Annotated in this window: 14 protein-coding genes and 1 pseudogene; 12 read left to right on the top strand and 3 right to left on the bottom strand. The window is 73.0% G+C overall.

All coding sequences use genetic code 11. The features are described 5' to 3' along the window. Positions 1 to 40: 40 nt before the first annotated feature. Positions 41 to 469, bottom strand: a complete 429-nt coding sequence (locus tag QK442_RS26290; RefSeq protein WP_282696546.1) for a hypothetical protein — start codon at positions 467 to 469, stop codon at positions 41 to 43. Positions 470 to 867: 398 nt separating this feature from the next. On the opposite strand from QK442_RS26290, the gene QK442_RS26285 reads away from it, so the two are divergent. Genes QK442_RS26285 through QK442_RS26270 form a run of 4 tightly spaced genes read left to right on the top strand, consistent with a single transcriptional unit; the run spans position 868 to position 3,470 of the window. After that, on the top strand, positions 868 to 1,638 hold the full coding sequence (locus tag QK442_RS26285) for a PspA/IM30 family protein (protein WP_282696545.1): 771 nt from the start codon (positions 868 to 870) through the stop codon (positions 1,636 to 1,638). Beyond that, a complete protein-coding gene (locus QK442_RS26280; protein WP_282696544.1) occupies positions 1,635 to 1,913 on the top strand; it encodes a hypothetical protein in 279 nt (92 codons plus the stop codon). Before QK442_RS26285 ends, QK442_RS26280 begins: the two co-directional genes overlap by 4 nt. A 37-nt stretch (positions 1,914 to 1,950) precedes the next feature. After that, positions 1,951 to 2,874, top strand: a complete 924-nt coding sequence (gene htpX / locus QK442_RS26275) for a zinc metalloprotease HtpX (RefSeq protein WP_282696543.1) — start codon at positions 1,951 to 1,953, stop codon at positions 2,872 to 2,874. Positions 2,875 to 2,891: 17 nt separating this feature from the next. Then, the gene (locus tag QK442_RS26270; RefSeq protein WP_282696542.1) at positions 2,892 to 3,470 is read left to right on the top strand and encodes a hypothetical protein; all 579 of its coding nucleotides are present in this window, start codon (positions 2,892 to 2,894) and stop codon (positions 3,468 to 3,470) included. 45 nt (positions 3,471 to 3,515) lie between these two features. Here QK442_RS26270 and QK442_RS26265 read toward each other — a convergent pair whose 3' ends face one another. Together QK442_RS26265 and QK442_RS26260 are read right to left on the bottom strand one after the other, a co-directional pair. Next, entirely contained in the window at positions 3,516 to 6,203 is a 2,688-nt protein-coding gene (locus QK442_RS26265; protein WP_282696541.1) for an ABC transporter permease, read from the bottom strand. Positions 6,204 to 6,455: 252 nt separating this feature from the next. Further along, entirely contained in the window at positions 6,456 to 7,193 is a 738-nt protein-coding gene (locus QK442_RS26260) for an ABC transporter ATP-binding protein (protein WP_282696540.1), read from the bottom strand. Between the two features lie 467 nt (positions 7,194 to 7,660). On the opposite strand from QK442_RS26260, the gene QK442_RS26255 reads away from it, so the two are divergent. The 8 genes and pseudogenes from QK442_RS26255 to QK442_RS26220 all read left to right on the top strand — a co-directional run. Beyond that, positions 7,661 to 8,266 carry an antibiotic biosynthesis monooxygenase gene (locus QK442_RS26255; RefSeq protein ID WP_282696539.1) on the top strand — a complete coding sequence of 202 codons (606 nt, stop codon included), beginning with the start codon at positions 7,661 to 7,663 and terminating at the stop codon, positions 8,264 to 8,266. Between the two features lie 548 nt (positions 8,267 to 8,814). After that, positions 8,815 to 9,346: pseudogene (locus QK442_RS26250) on the top strand (hypothetical protein). Positions 9,347 to 9,609: 263 nt separating this feature from the next. After that, a complete protein-coding gene (locus QK442_RS26245) occupies positions 9,610 to 10,566 on the top strand; it encodes an ATP-binding protein (protein WP_282696538.1) in 957 nt (318 codons plus the stop codon). Then, the gene (locus QK442_RS26240) at positions 10,563 to 11,078 is read left to right on the top strand and encodes a hypothetical protein (RefSeq protein ID WP_282696537.1); all 516 of its coding nucleotides are present in this window, start codon (positions 10,563 to 10,565) and stop codon (positions 11,076 to 11,078) included. The genes QK442_RS26245 and QK442_RS26240 overlap by 4 nt, the downstream gene beginning before the upstream one ends. Then, positions 11,075 to 11,986: a hypothetical protein gene (locus QK442_RS26235; RefSeq protein WP_282696536.1), complete on the top strand. Its 912-nt coding sequence runs from the start codon at positions 11,075 to 11,077 to the stop codon at positions 11,984 to 11,986. Before QK442_RS26240 ends, QK442_RS26235 begins: the two co-directional genes overlap by 4 nt. Beyond that, entirely contained in the window at positions 11,976 to 12,479 is a 504-nt protein-coding gene (locus tag QK442_RS26230) for a single-stranded DNA-binding protein (RefSeq protein ID WP_282696535.1), read from the top strand. Before QK442_RS26235 ends, QK442_RS26230 begins: the two co-directional genes overlap by 11 nt. A 60-nt stretch (positions 12,480 to 12,539) precedes the next feature. After that, entirely contained in the window at positions 12,540 to 13,688 is a 1,149-nt protein-coding gene (recA, locus tag QK442_RS26225) for a recombinase RecA (protein WP_282696534.1), read from the top strand. 125 nt (positions 13,689 to 13,813) lie between these two features. After that, a partial coding sequence (locus QK442_RS26220; protein WP_282696629.1) for an AAA family ATPase occupies positions 13,814 to 14,353 on the top strand: 540 nt, incomplete at its 3' end.

Here is a 14,353-nt window from a genome sequence, read left to right as displayed (position 1 = left end):
ACACCGCCGCTCCGGCCGGAATGTGTCGCCCCGTCAGCGGTCAGAGCCTGTTCCGGGGAGGTGCGGGCCGCGTGCCGGCGGGGTCGGCCGCCGGGGAGGGAGCGGCGGCCGGGCTGGTGAGGACCTTGAGACGGTCCTCGGAGGCGCTGCCGGGTTCGGCGGTGCAGAGGGCCAGGTCGTGGACGGCCCGGTGGGACAGGGGCATGGAGTCGAGCAGCCACCGGACGCGGGGCGGGACCTCGACGTCCCGGCGGCGCGAGGGCGCGCGGCGGGCGGGCCGGGCCGCGCGGGCCAGGTCGAACGGACAAGTGCGCTCGTCCTCGTCCAGCCGCAGAGCGTCGGCCGCCGCGGCGAGCACGCCGCCGTCGTCGTCGACGTGAACGAACGCACCCGCGTCACCGTGATCGGCGACGGCGCCGTCGGCCTGACGGCCGTCCTGTCGGCCGAGCGCCGGACAGACCGTCCTCATGGGCCGCCACCAGGCGCGCACCGACCTCGGCCGCGGCATCCGCACGGTGAGTCGTTCGGGGCGCTCCCGCCGCGGTCCGACCCGGTCCCCGCGGCCCAGCTCGGCAGCCGGTGGCCTCGCTCCGGCGGGCGAGACCGCGGAGCGTGCGGGAGGAGGCGCGGAGCCCGGAGCTCAGAAGGGCGTCGCCCGGCCCGGCAGCACCTTCCCGGCGGACCTTTACGGAACGGCCTGACCGGCCGGCCCACGGTATCGAACTGCCGCGCCGGCCCCGCGCCCGGACAATGGAAGTGGTGCTCGGCTGTCGGTGATCAGCGGGCGATCCGGTGGCGCGGCCGCGTGCGGTACGCCCGGGCCGAACCCGCGATCCCGGCGCCGGCCCGGCGAGCAAGGAGGTCACCATGACCGGCATCGTCCAACGCGTCACCACGCTGTTCCGGATCAAGGCGAACAAGGCCCTGGACAAGGCCGAGGACCCGCGGGAGGTCCTGGACCACTCCTACGAGCAGCAGCTGCGGATGCTGCAGCGCGTGCGGCGCGGCGTGGCCGACGTGGCCACCAGCCGCAAGCGGGTCGAACTCCAGCTCAGCCGGCTCCAGCAGTCCACCGACAAGCTCCGGGGCCAGGCCGAGCGGGCGCTGGCCGCCGGACGCGAGGACCTGGCCCGCGAGGCGCTCACCCGCCGTACCGCCGTGGCCGGGCAGATCACCGACCTGGAAGCCGAGCACACGGTGCTGAAGGAGCAGGAGGACAAGCTCACGGTCGCCGCACAGCGGCTCGAAGGGAAGGTGGACGCCTTCCGGACCCGCAAGGAGACCATCAAGGCCGGCTACACCGCGGCCGAGGCCCGGACCCGTATCACCGAGGCCGTGACCGGCATCGGCGAGGAGATGGGCGACGTGGGCCTGGCCGTGCAGCGCGCCCAGGACAAGACCGAGCAGCTGCAGGCACGCGCCGGCGCGCTCGACGAACTGATCGCCTCCGGCGCGCTGGACGACGCCACCCAGCCGGCGGGACGGGACGACATCCAGGCCGAGCTGGAGCGCGTCACCGCAGGTCAGGACGTGGAGCTCGAACTGGCCAGGATGAAGGAGCAGCTGCCGACGGGATCCGTACCGAAGGTGGTGGAAGCCGGTGACGAGGAACGACCGGGGCAGGAGAAGGAACCATGATCATGCGGATCCTCGGCGAGGGTCAGTACGACATCGCCGACGAGCACCTGGACCGGCTCAACCACCTGGACTCCGTCCTGCAGAAGGCCGCCGACGCAGGCGACGAGCCGGCGTTCACCTCCGCGCTGTCGGCCCTGCTGGACGCCGTACGCAGCCTCGGCACGCCGTTGCCGGCCGAGCGGATCACCCCGTCCGACCTCGTACTGCCCGACGAGACGACCGGCCTGCCGCAGGTACGCGAGCTGCTCTCCGACGAGGGCCTCGTCCCGGACTGACGGACCGAGGGGACGACGGACTGAAGGGATGATGGCGATGCGCAGTCGTTTCGAGCCCGACCGGCAGCTGACCGCCCGCATGGCGGTCACCATGTTCCTGCTCGGCCTGCTGTACGTGGCGTTCGTCGCCGCGCTGATCGTGCTGCTCAAGTCCGTCGTCCTGGTGGTCGTCATCGCCGCCGCCCTTCTGGGGGCGCAGTACTGGTACTCCGACCGCATCGCCCTGTACGCCATGCGTGGCCGGCTCGTCACGCCCGAGGAACAGCCGCGACTGCACGGGATCGTGGACCGGCTGTGCGCGAACGCGGACATGCCGAAACCCCGGGTCGCGGTCTCCGACATGGACCTGCCCAACGCGTTCGCCACCGGCCGCAACGCCGACCACGCCGTGGTCTGCGTGACCACCGGCCTCATGCGCCGTCTGGAGACCGAGGAACTCGAAGGCGTCCTCGCCCACGAACTCTCCCACGTCGCCCACCGCGACGTGGCGGTGATCACCATCGCCTCGTTCCTGGGCGTCATCGCCGGGCTGATCGTCCGCTTCGCCTTCTACTCCCAGCTGTTCGGACGCGGCCAGCGCGACCAGAACACCGCCGTCGTCTTCCTGGCGGTGATGGCCGTGTCCGCCCTCGTCTACGCCGTCAGCTTCCTGCTCATCCGGGCCCTGTCCCGCTACCGCGAACTGGCCGCCGACCGGGCCGCGGCCATGCTGACCGCCAAGCCGTCCGCCCTCGCCTCCGCGCTGACCAAGGTCAGCGGCGACATCGCCCGCATCCCCACGCGGGACCTGCGGACCGCCCAGGCGTTCAACGCGTTCTTCTTCACCCCCGCCCTCGGGCCCGGCACGGCGGCGGCGAACCTGTTCTCCACCCACCCCACCCTGGAACGCCGGCTCGAGGCGCTCGCGGAGCTCTCCGCGGAGCTCGGCGAGGCGGGCGGGGGCGGACCGGACAGCGCGTGAGGAAAGGAGACGAGGCCATGGGCTTCTTGGACGTGCTGTTCGGCCGGAGCAAGCCGGTCCGGCCCGACCTGGACCAGCTCTTCGCCCTGCCCTCGGCGGCGATCACCCTCCAGGCCGCCGTCGGCTTCACCCCGACCGGCGCGGGCTCGGTCTGCTTCGCCGCGATCGAAGGCGGCTCCTTCGCCCAGGTCCAGCAGGAGGTACGGGCCCTCCTGGACGCGGACTCCGAACGCGGCGACAGCCCGGTGACGTTCAGCCGCGACACCTACGGGTACTCCTGGCTGCTCTCCCGCCGCCCGCCGGACGACCTGCCCGCTCTCGTGGGCGACCTCCACGCGGTGAACACCTCCCTGCAGGACAGCGGCTTCGGCCCCCACCTTCTCTGCTCCCTGGTCGCCTTCCACGACGCCGAGCTGCGCCGCCTCTCGCTGGTCTACCTCTACAAACGCGGCACCTTCTACCCCTTCGCCCCGCTGCCCGGCGACAAACGCGACAACCCGCTGGAACTCCAGGTCAGAGCCGTCCTCAAGGACGACCTGCGCATCGAGCAGGACCTGAGCCGCTGGTTCCCCCTCTGGGGCGCCCCCGGCCTGTGACACGGAACCGCCCGGTCCCGGCGGCGCCTCACCACCGGGCCCTCGTCATTCGGTGACGCGGACCGCGAGGGCCGGGCGGATGGCGGCCGCGCGCCGGGCGGGCCCGAGCGTGGCCAGGAGCGATGCGACGAAGGTGGCTGCCGCCAGACCGAAGATACTGGTCCACTCGACCGGGAAACCCCCTTCGAGGCCCTCGAACGCGGCGCTGTTGCTGTACATGAGCCAGGTGGTGAGCACGCCGAGGAGCGAGCCGAGCACGATCCCCTCCACGGCGACGAAGGTGCTCTCCCACAGGAAGGACCGCTGGACGGTCCGCGCCCGGAAGCCGAGGGCCCGCAGGATGCCGATGGTGCGGCGGCGTTCGCGTACGGCCCGGACCATGACCACGCCGAGACCGGTGATGCCCACGCCGAGGCCCAGGGCCAGGAAGCCCTGCATGAGGCGGAAGAAGGCGGTGCTGGAGTCGAACTGGCGCCGGATGTCCGACTCGATGGATGTGGCGACCAGGCTGGACGAGAGCTGCTCGCCCTGCAGCCGGGTGGCCAGGGCGTCGGGCGCGGTGCCGGGACCGGTTCTCACCAGGGCCGAGGCGTTCTGCGCCTGGGCGCCGAAGAGCTCGCGCGTCGCCCGCTCGCTCATCACCACGGGGTAGGTCGTCGAACTGGCGCCGGTGCCCGGGTAGAAGACCAGGCCGTTGCTGAGGACGCCCGCGATGACCTTCTGTTCGCCGCGGCCGGTCCGGGGATCGGTCAGGGTGAGGGTGTCGCCGGGGTCGTAGTAGTCGCCCGCCGGGCCGCCCGTGCTGCCGAAGAAGCCGTCGAGGACGACGTAACGGGGGTCGGAGGCGAGGGCCCGCCATACCGCGGGGTCGTCGGCCAGGCCGGGCAGCCGCTCCCGGAACGTGATGCCGGTGATCGCCCCGTCGGGTACGCCGACGACGGCGGTGTCCAGCGGCCGGGGGCTGCGGCCGCCCGGATCGGTGGCCCGCCCGGTGGCGTTGAGCAGCGGTGTCACCGCGGAGATCCCGGCGGCCGACGGGCCGCCCCGCAGATCGGAGACGAGCCGGTCGCCCGCGACCTCGGGGTTGTAGTCCAGCCGCAGGGAGTATCCGGAGGTGGCGTCGGCGACGACTCCGTCGACGCCGGCGCGGAGGATGCCCGAGATCTCCGTCAGGAGCACGAGGACGAACACGATCAGGGTGTACATCACCAGCGTCGCGCCCGTCCTGAACCGCTTGGCCAAGGGGTACGCGACCGCGAGCCGAGCGGCGAGACCGCCTTCCGTCGGGCGCTGGAGGAACCGCCGTACGGGGCGGAGCAGCGTCTTCTGGTTGTCGCTGACGAGCACCACCGCGGAGAAGGCGGCCAGGGCGCCCTGGATGACGTACACGGACATCGACGGCGTGTCGAAGATCCGGGGGCGTACGACGGGCGCCAGGAGCGTCCAGACGAGCACGGCTCCGGCCACCAGGGTGGTGACCGCGTGCCGGGGGAGGACGCGCAGCAGTGCCGGAGCCGCGAAGGCGAGGGCGAGCGCCGGCATGAGGTACGTCGCCTCGGGCCGGCTGCTCGCCACGGCCGGGACGGCCGCGAACGCGCACAGGACGGCCAGGGCGGTGGAGACCGCGAGCAGACGGCGGCGCGGCCCCCGGCCGGGTGCGGCGGGGAGGTCGCGGATCGCGGCGATGATGTTGAACCTGCTGATGCGCACGCTGGTCGCGAGGACCGCGGCGAAGGCGATGAGCAGGCCCATGGCGAGCCCGTTGAGGACGCTGGTGGGCGTGACGGCGAACGCGATGCGGATGCTGCTCCCGCCGACCGACCAGCCCTGGAAGATCCGCGCCGCCACCACGGCGACGCCCCAGCCGACGGCGACCCCGATGACCACGCCCGGCAGCGCGGACAGCAACGCGTACGTCGCCCCTTCGAGGGTGAAGGCCCCGACCAGCCGCGAACGCTTCATCCCGACGGCCCGCACCATGCCCATCTGGGACTTCCGCTCCTCGCCGAGCATCACGAAGATGTTCACCAGGAGCAGCGCGCCCGCGATGATGCTGAAGCTGCCGATCATGAGGAACAGGGCCCCGAGGGAGGCTCCGGCCTGTTCGGCGTCCCGCAGGACGGTCCGTTTCGGGGTGTCGATCGCCGTCTGCTCGGCGAGCGGCCCCAGAGCCTGCCGGATGTCGGCGGTCACCCGGTCCGTCAGGGCTCCGCCGCTCTCGACGCCCCCTCGATTGGACACGAAGGTGACCGAGCGCGGCTCCGCACCGGCGCTCCGGGCGGCGGAGTCCAGAGCCTCCGGCGGCAGGAACACGTCGCGGTTCAGCCTGCCGCCCAGACCCACACCGGCGAGACCCCGCTCCGGCACCACGCGCTCGACCCGGTACGTCTGCGGCGTCCCGAACAGGTACACCGTGATCGGATCCCCGGCTCCCACGCTCAGGGACCGGGCCAGCGGCTCGTTGACCACGACCCGGCCGGACGTCGGGGCCGGCCCGCCGAGACCGGAGTCGCCCCCCGCCGCGCCGAACCGCGACGCCTCGGCGAAGTCCAGCTGCCAGGCCAGGACGCGCGGCTCGGCGACCGTGCGGTCACCGGCACCGCTGACGGCCGACGCCTGGGCGGCCCGGGCGTTCAGGACCCCGTCGACATCCGGATCGCCGGCCAGGGCGGCCAGCCGTTCGGCGACGCCGCGCCCGGCCGGTCCGGGCGGCGCGACGACGCGCTCGTCCACCGGCCCCAGAGGTGCGGTACGCCTCCTGCCGTACGGAGAAGTTCAAGGTGTCACCGACGACCAGGGCCCCGATGACGATGGCCGTCCCGAGCATCGATCCGCCGATCACCAGCGCGGCCTCGGTCCGCCGGCGGGCGACCTGCCGGAAGGCCAGCCGCCGTGACACCGGCTGCCGGACGGCGACCAGGACCAGGGCCGCGAGGGCGAGCGCGAGGGCGCCGAGCAGCGGGACGAGGAGGTTCGGGTACATGATCAGCCCATGGGGAAGTCGCGGATCGCGGCCGGGGCGGTGACGGCTCGGCGGACGTCGTCGACCAGCCGCCCGTCGCGCATCCGGATCAGTCGGGGGACGCGCGCGCCGATGGCGCTGTCATGGGTGACCAGGACGATCGTCTGGCCCTCGTCCTGGTTGAGCTCGCACAGCAGGTCCATGATCTGCTCGGCCATCGCGCTGTCCAGGTTGCCCGTCGGTTCGTCGGCCCAGACGATGGCCGGGCGCCCGGCGAGGGCGCGGGCGATGGTCACCCGCTGCTGCTCGCCGCCGGACATCTCGCTCGGCCGGTGCCCGACCCGATGCCCGAGACCCACCCGGTCCAGCATGTCCAGCGCCCTGCGACGGGCTTCACGCGGCCGGGTGCCCACGAGGAGCAGGGGCAGTTCGACGTTCTCCACCGCGGAGAAGACCGGTATGAGGTTGAACGCCTGGAACACGAACCCCATGGTGTGGGCGCGGTGCTCCGTGCGCGCGGCGTCCGACATGGCGAACAGGTCGTGGCCGTCGACCTCCACCCGGCCGCCGTCGATGTCGTCGAGCCCCGACAGACAGTTCAACAGCGTGGTCTTCCCGGAACCGGACGGACCCATGACCGCCACCATCTCCCCGTGGCGCACGAGGAGATCCAGATCCACCAGGGCGGTGACCTCCACCGATCCCGTCCGGTAGATCTTGCGTACCCCGGTGGCGACAAGGAGCGCCTGGTCGGTGTCCATGCCTTCCATGCCAGCCCCCGGAAGGAACGGCGGGCTACGGCCACCCAGGCCCGGCGCAGGGGCCGAAGGGCCCCATCACCGGGTGCCCGAGCGGCCCGCTCGGACGGCTTCGCGTCCGGGGCCGCCCCCCTGTGGTCGTGCGCGATGCCGTCGACCGCTCCTTCACGAGGGGCGGGAGGAAGCCCCCGGGACCGCCCGCAGCCCCGACCGCTCCGGTCACCGACCCGACCCGCCCGGCCGACCGGTACCAGACGCGCGACGAGCGCGAAGACCGCCCCGGGCCCGGCGTGCCCCCAGCGGCCCGTCGGCGCCCCGGCCGGAATCCGGCCGAGCGCACCGCCCGCCACAGGTTCGCCCGAACGGTCCGTCCGCGTTGCTCCCGGCCGTGTGGGCGCCTCGGATGGAAGCGGTGAGAACGAGACCGCCGCCCCGGCGAGCGTCGGCCCGACGAACAGGAGCACACCCCCATGTACGTTCGCACCATCTACGCCATCGGTGATCCCGCCCAGCTCGGCGCGTGTGTGGACGCGCTCCGCGAGGAGGCCCCCAGGGCGCTGGCCGGCCAGCCCGGATACCGGGGTTTCGGGCTGTTCACCGACCGAGAGCTCGGCAAGATTCTCACGGGTTCCTGGTGGGAGAGCGAACAGGCGCTGCGGAACAGCGACGATCAGCTCAAGGAGCGACGCGCGACGATGCTGGCGCCGTTCGCGAACACCGTGACGGTCGACAGCTGGGAGGCGGCGGTGTTCACTTCTCCCGTGCAGGTCGGACCCGGCGCGGCTTTCCGCCTGACCCGGTTCGACGTCGACCCGTCCGGCGTCGACCTGCTGGTGGAGACGTTCCGGGGCGCCACGCTGCCCAAGGTGCGGGCCATCGCGGGCTTCGAGACCGCGTCGATGCTCCTCGACCGGGTCAGGGGCCGGGGCCTCGTGGGTGTGGTTTATGCCGATCAGGCCGCACTGGCAGCCTCCCGAGGCAAGCAGTCTGCGGCCCGTGGCGAAGCGGTCGCGACGACGGGGGTGTCCATCTGCGGTCTTGAGGAGTTCGAGGTGGTCACGCTCGCACGCCGATAGGCCGTCCACGTGTGAGCGGGTGGCAGAGGACGGCGCGGCACCGGCTTCCCGGGGCGCCCGGCGGGGCGAACCGGTGCCTGTCACCCGGAACGGAAACCTGTGACGGCCGGGATGGTCGTCACGGGGGCGTAGTGCTCGTGCGCCTCGGTCTCCTCGCGGCACTGCCCCCGGGCGTGAAGCCCCCGGGTTTTGGCCATCCGCTCAGGAAGCACGGCGAGGGGCACCCGAGCACGGGTGCGACGCGGAGCCTCCCCACCCACGCCAGGGGACGGTCTGCTGATGCGACGGGCGAGAGCTCGCCGGTTCTTCAGGTGCGCGATGCCGTGCTCGACGCGGGCGGGCCCCGCGCAGCCCCCGTACGGCAGCCGCCTGTGGCGTGGTCGGTTCGGTTTCGAGCAAGCCGCTCGCGGACTCCAGCGGGGCGCTGTGGCAGGCGTCGCCGACCGAGCCGGTGAATGCCTGAGACGCCCTCGCGGCCGCCTCGCCACAGGCCCGTCTCCAGCGCGGCCGACACGAGTTCGGGGCATTCGGTGGCGGCGGACCATCCGATCCACCGGTTCCGGGTGATCGGCCGACTGCTGGAGAAGCCGAACGGGGTGGCGGAGCGCACGGCCGTCCGGGCCCGGGCCGTGGTGGCGGGCGAGTGGGCGCGGCTGCCGACGGCGCGGCCGGAGCCCGCGGAGCGGGAGCCGTCCGTCAAGACCACGCTGGACTCCGGGCCGAGGCTGCGCGGGATCATCGACCGGGTGGCCGTGGCACCGACCGGCGAGGTGCGGATCGTCGCCTGCAGGACCGGCCGGGCGCCCCGGCCCGAGCACGCGGCGGACGCGCTGTTCGGCCGAAGTTCTGCGCCCTGGTGCTGTGGCGGCCCGTGGAGCGCAAGCCGCCGACCCTGTGGGACGTGATCGGGCAGGCGACGCGGACGGGCGACCGGCCCCGCGCCCGAGCCGACCGTGCGACCGGTGCCCCCAGCGGGCGCTGTGCCCGGCCTGGAGCGGCGCCCCGCCGCCTTGTCCCCTGGCCGTCACCACGGACCCGGCCGTGTGGGAGGGCGAGCGCCCGGCCGCCGACACCGGCTGAGGCCGGAGAGCTTCGAGCACCCGCCCACGTGCGGGTGGGCATTATACGCCTCCCGGCCGACATTTCACCCTTTCCTTAATTTTTCTCCTGAAAAAGGGTGGATTATTTACTCTTGTTCGCCTAGCGTGGATGCAGACAGTAATTCGAATGCATATTCGATCCGAGTGACGGTCGCGCGGGGGCACGGCCTGCCGGACGAGGACCACGTCCCCTTGCCGGCCAGGCCCAGCCGGAACCGCCGTCGCAGACGCCAGGAGAACGGCGTGAACCTCACTTTCACCACCGCCACCAAGGAACAGGCCAAGGCCCGCATCGCGCTCGCCGGCCCCACCGGGTCGGGCAAGACCTACACCGCCCTGGTCACCGCCGCCGGACTCGGCGAGCGGGTCGCCCTGATCGACACGGAGCACGGCAGCGCCGCCAAGTACGCCGACGAGTTCGCCTTCGACACCCTCCCGCTCACGACCTTCGAGCCCACCACCCTCGTCGACGCGCTCGCGGTGGCCGCCCACGAGGGCTACGACGTCATGATCGTCGACTCCCTGAGCCACTTCTGGTCCGGCACCGGCGGGATGCTGGAGCAGGTCGACAACGCGGCCAAGCGCCTCGGAGCGGGCGGCAGCTTCGCCGGCTGGAAGGAGGCCCGCCCCCAGGAGCGGGCGATGATCGACGCGCTGCTCGCCTACCCCGGCCACCTCATCGTCACCATGCGCACCAAGACCGAGTACGTCGTGGAGGCCGACGAGCGCGGCCGCAAGGTGCCGCGCAAGATCGGGCTCAAGCCCGAGCAGCGGGAGGGCATCGAGTACGAATTCGACATCGTCGGCGACCTCGACCACGAGAACACCCTGGTGATCTCCAAGTCCCGGGCGAAGCCGCTGTCCGGCACGGTGCTCCACAAGCCGGGCCCGGAGTTCGCCGAGGCCGTCCTCGACTGGCTGGAGGCCGGCAAGCCCGCCCTCTCCGTCTCCGACTACGTCACGGCGGCCACCGCGCCGGGCGCCGGTCACGAGGAGCTGCGCGCCCTGTACGAGGAGGCCCGCCGGCACAACCTGCTCGGCGCCGCCGTCCTGGACGACACCGGGGAGACCCGCACGCTCGGCCAGTTGATCGTGCGCTACGGCACCGCGGCGGCGAGGAACAGGGTCGCCGAGGACATCGAGTCCGGGGCCGGGACCAGGCGGGAGAACGGGACCGAGCGGAAGGACAAGTCCGCATGAGCCTCAAGGAGCACGCCACCCGGGTCGCCGTGCTCCGGGTGCTGCGCGACGCCGTCGACGCCGAGTACCGGACCGAGCGCCACGAGGTCCTCGAGGAGCTGCGCGCGGCCCGCGCCGAGCTGAACCTGAAATCGGTCCGGGTGGCCCTGCCGGACGACACACCGGTCGCCACCCTCACCCTCGTCGACCCCCGGCCGACGGTCGTGGTCGCCGACGAAGGGGCCTTCACCGCCTGGGTGGCCGACAACCACCCCGGCGAGGTGGAGACACTGGTCCGGGTACGCCCCAGCTGGCAGCGGCAGTTCCTCGCCCGCCTCACCTGCCGCGATCCGGTCGCCGACCCGTACACCGGCGAGGCGATCCCGGGCCTGGGCGTCCTGTCGGCCTCCGAACCGCGGTCGTTCAGCCTGCGCCCCCTGCCCGGCGGGCCGGAACGGATCGCCCGCGCCCTGCGCACCGGCACGTTCGACCTGCACCGTCTGCTCCCCCTCAAAGGTGGCGAGGACCCGTGACCGCCGTCGTCGCCCACTCCGACCAGGACACGCTCGGCACGGTGTGGTTCCTGGTCTCCCACGCCGGTCACCTCGATTGCGGCCGCTGGACGTTCGAGGACGACAAACGGCTGCGGTGCGCCTGCGGGGCCGTCCTGTACGTGTACCAGCAGCCGGTGGATGCGGCGGGAAGCGGCCCACCGGCGCCGGCCGGGACGTTCCCCCGCGGAAGGGAAGAACGCATGCTGCCGGCCGAGACGGCCCAGCTCGTCGCCCTGGTCGCGGCGATGTGCCCGGCCATGCACCTGGAGGACACCACGACGGACGCCTGGCACCTGCTGCTCGCCGACCTGGACGTCGCCGACGCGCGGGCGGCCGTGACCCGGCTGGGCAGGCAGCGGTCCCGTATCGCCGCCGCCGACATCCGCGCCGAGGTGCGCGCGATCCGGGAGGAACGGCTCGCCCGCAACCCGCTGCCGCTCCCCGACAGCGACCCTGACGACCCGCGCCGTTATCGTGCGGAACTCCTCGCGCTGGTGACCGCGATCGCCTCAGGACAGCGAGTCCGGCGCAGACCCGCCGCCCCCGGCGGCCCGCCCTCCCACCTCACCGGATCGAAGCGCGACCCGCGCCTCCGCTCCCTCCGCGTCCCCTGTCCCTGGTGCGGGGCCGCCGCAGGCCGCCCCTGCACCGTCCCCCGGCTCGGAACCCCGCTGAGGAGGGCCCCCGCCCACCAGGCGCGGCTCGTCGCAGCCGGGCTCGCCGAGCCGGGGCCGGGGCAGGAGGGGGGAAGCGAGCCGCGGCCTCCCCTCCGGGCCCCCTCACTACCGGTACGAGGCTGCCCGCCGAACCCGAACAGGCATGGGTCTCGAACAGACATGGGTGAGGAATCGCCCGTCGAACGAGAGGAAAACCGCCATGGCCGGTGAAACCGTCATCACCGTCGTCGGCAACCTGACCGACGACCCCGAGCTGCGCCTCACCCCGTCCGGCGACACGGTCGCGCACTTCACCGTCGCGTCCACGCCCCGCACCTTCGACCGGCAGAGCAACGAATGGCGGGACGCCGAGACGCTGTTCCTGCGCTGCTCGGCCTGGCGGCAGGAGGCGGAGCACGTCGCCGAGTCCCTGACCCGCGGCGCCCGCGTCATCGTCCAGGGGCGGCTGCGCCAGCGGTCGTACGAGACCCGGGAGGGCGAGAAGCGGACCGTCATCGAGCTGGAGGCCGACGAGGTCGGCGCGTCGCTGCGGTTCGCCGCCGCGACGATCACCAAACCCCCGCACACCGGCGTCCCCGCCGGTTCCCGCGGCGCCCCCCGCCCTCCCGCCGAGGACCCGTTCACCCGCCCCGACGGCGGCGAGCGGCCGGTCCCCGCAGAGGCCGGACGACGTGCCCCCCACCAGGAGACGGAGCCCTTCTGACGGGCCGGCGCACCCAGACGCAGGCCGCGACCACACCCCGCACCCACCGAGGCGGATCCCATGAAGGAACACGACCGCGAGGAAGCGCTCGAACTCGCCCTCGCCCAGATCGAAAAACGGTTCGGCGCGGGCTCGGTGATGCGCCTGGGCGATGAGCCGGGGGTCCCCACCGAGGTCATCCCCACCGGCTCGATCGCCCTGGATCTCGCCCTCGGCGTCGGCGGTCTGCCGCGTGGCCGTGTCGTGGAGATCTACGGCCCGGAGTCCTCCGGCAAGACCACCCTGGCCCTGCACGCCATGGCCAACGCGCAGAAGGCGGGCAGGACCGCGGCGTTCATCGACGCCGAGTACGGCCTCGACCTCGAGTACGCCAGGCGGCTCGGCGTCGACACCGACGCCCTGCTGGTCTGCCAGCCGGACAACGGCGAGCAGGCCCTGCAGATCGCCGACACCCTCATCCACTCCGGCGCCCTGGGCCTCATCGTCATCGACTCCGTCGCCGCGCTCGTCCCGCGCGCGGAGATCGAGGGCGAGATGGGCGACCCGCACGTGGGCCTCCAGGCCCGGCTGATGAGCCAGGCGCTCCGGAAGATCGCCGGCGCGCTGGGCCACTCCGGAACCACGATGATCTTCATCAACCAACTGCGCGAGAAGATCGGGGTGATGTTCGGCTCGCCGGAGACCACGACCGGTGGCCGCGCCCTGAAGTTCTACGCCTCGGTCCGCCTGGACATCCGCCGGATCGAGACCCTCAAGGACGGCCCCGAACCGGTGGGCAACCGCACCCGCGTCAAGGTGGCCAAGAACAAGGTCGCCCCGCCGTTCAGGCAGGCCGAGTTCGACATCCTCTACGGCCGGGGCATCAGCCGCGAGGGCGAGCTGATCGACCTGGGCGTCCAGCAAGGCCTCGTCCGCAAGGCCGGCACCTGGTACACGTACGAGGGCGACCGGCTCGGCCAGGGCAAGGAGAACGCCCGCAACTTCCTGAAGGACAACCCCGACCTCGCCGACGAGATCGAGAAGAAGACCAGGGAGAAACTGGGCATCGGGGCGAAGCCCCCGGCGGATACGGCGAACCGACCGGCCGCGCCCGGCACCGTGCCGTTCGACCCCGCCGCGGCCGGCCGGCGCTCCACCGGACCGACCTCACCGGCCCCGAGCGGTCCGGTCCCCCGCGTCCTCCTCGACGGCACCCCGGCCGGGCCATGAAGACCAGCCCGCCGCCCCCTCACCCCGGAACGAGCCGCACGCCGGTGAACGGGGGCGGCCCCATGCTCTCCGGCGCCGCCACGCTCCGGGACGAGCCGCCTCGGGACGAGCCGCCTCGGGACGAGATGCCGCTCCCGGGCAGGACCACCGCGGCGGCCCCGGTCCCCCCGCTGGTCGCGGCCCCCGCCGACGGCGAGGACCGGGCCACCGAAGCGGCGTTGCGCCCCAAGAACCTGGACGGGTTCATCGGCCAGGAACGGGCCCGCGAGCAGCTCGACCTCGTCCTCAGGGCCGCGCGGCAGCGGAGCGCCACCGCCGAGCACGTGCTGCTCTCCGGTGCCCCGGGGCTCGGCAAGACCACCCTGGCGATGATCATCGCCGCGGAGATGGACGCCCCGCTGCGCATCACCTCCGGCCCCGCCATCCAGCACCCCGGGGCCCTGGCGGCGGTCCTGTCCTCGCTCACCGGGGGCGAGGTCCTCTTCCTCGACGAGATCCACCGCATGTCCCGGCCCGCCGAGGAGATGCTCTACCTGGCGATGGAGGACTTCCGCGTCGACGTCGTCGTCGGCACCGGCCACGACGCGACCGCCCTGTCCCTCGACCTGCCGCCGTTCACCCTGGTCGGCGCCACCGTCCGGGCCGGACTGCTGGCCCCGCCGCTG

The sequence above is a fragment of the Streptomyces sp. CC208A genome, assembly GCF_030010625.1.
GTDB lineage: Bacteria > Actinomycetota > Actinomycetes > Streptomycetales > Streptomycetaceae > Streptomyces.
The sequence above is the reverse complement of the archived record's forward strand: the minus strand, read 5'-3'. Positions and strand labels throughout refer to the sequence as shown.

Excerpts from the sequence above, each read along its gene's own strand:
- QK442_RS26290 (WP_282696546.1), bottom strand. The coding sequence starts at position 469 with ATGAGGACGGTCTGTCCGGCGCTCGGCCGACAGGACGGCCGTCAGGCC.
- QK442_RS26285 (WP_282696545.1), top strand. The coding sequence starts at position 868 with ATGACCGGCATCGTCCAACGCGTCACCACGCTGTTCCGGATCAAGGCG.
- QK442_RS26280 (WP_282696544.1), top strand. The coding sequence starts at position 1,635 with ATGATCATGCGGATCCTCGGCGAGGGTCAGTACGACATCGCCGACGAG.
- htpX (WP_282696543.1), top strand. The coding sequence starts at position 1,951 with ATGCGCAGTCGTTTCGAGCCCGACCGGCAGCTGACCGCCCGCATGGCG.
- QK442_RS26270 (WP_282696542.1), top strand. The coding sequence starts at position 2,892 with ATGGGCTTCTTGGACGTGCTGTTCGGCCGGAGCAAGCCGGTCCGGCCC.
- QK442_RS26260 (WP_282696540.1), bottom strand. The coding sequence starts at position 7,193 with ATGGACACCGACCAGGCGCTCCTTGTCGCCACCGGGGTACGCAAGATC.
- QK442_RS26255 (WP_282696539.1), top strand. The coding sequence starts at position 7,661 with ATGTACGTTCGCACCATCTACGCCATCGGTGATCCCGCCCAGCTCGGC.
- QK442_RS26240 (WP_282696537.1), top strand. The coding sequence starts at position 10,563 with ATGAGCCTCAAGGAGCACGCCACCCGGGTCGCCGTGCTCCGGGTGCTG.
- QK442_RS26230 (WP_282696535.1), top strand. The coding sequence starts at position 11,976 with ATGGCCGGTGAAACCGTCATCACCGTCGTCGGCAACCTGACCGACGAC.
- recA (WP_282696534.1), top strand. The coding sequence starts at position 12,540 with ATGAAGGAACACGACCGCGAGGAAGCGCTCGAACTCGCCCTCGCCCAG.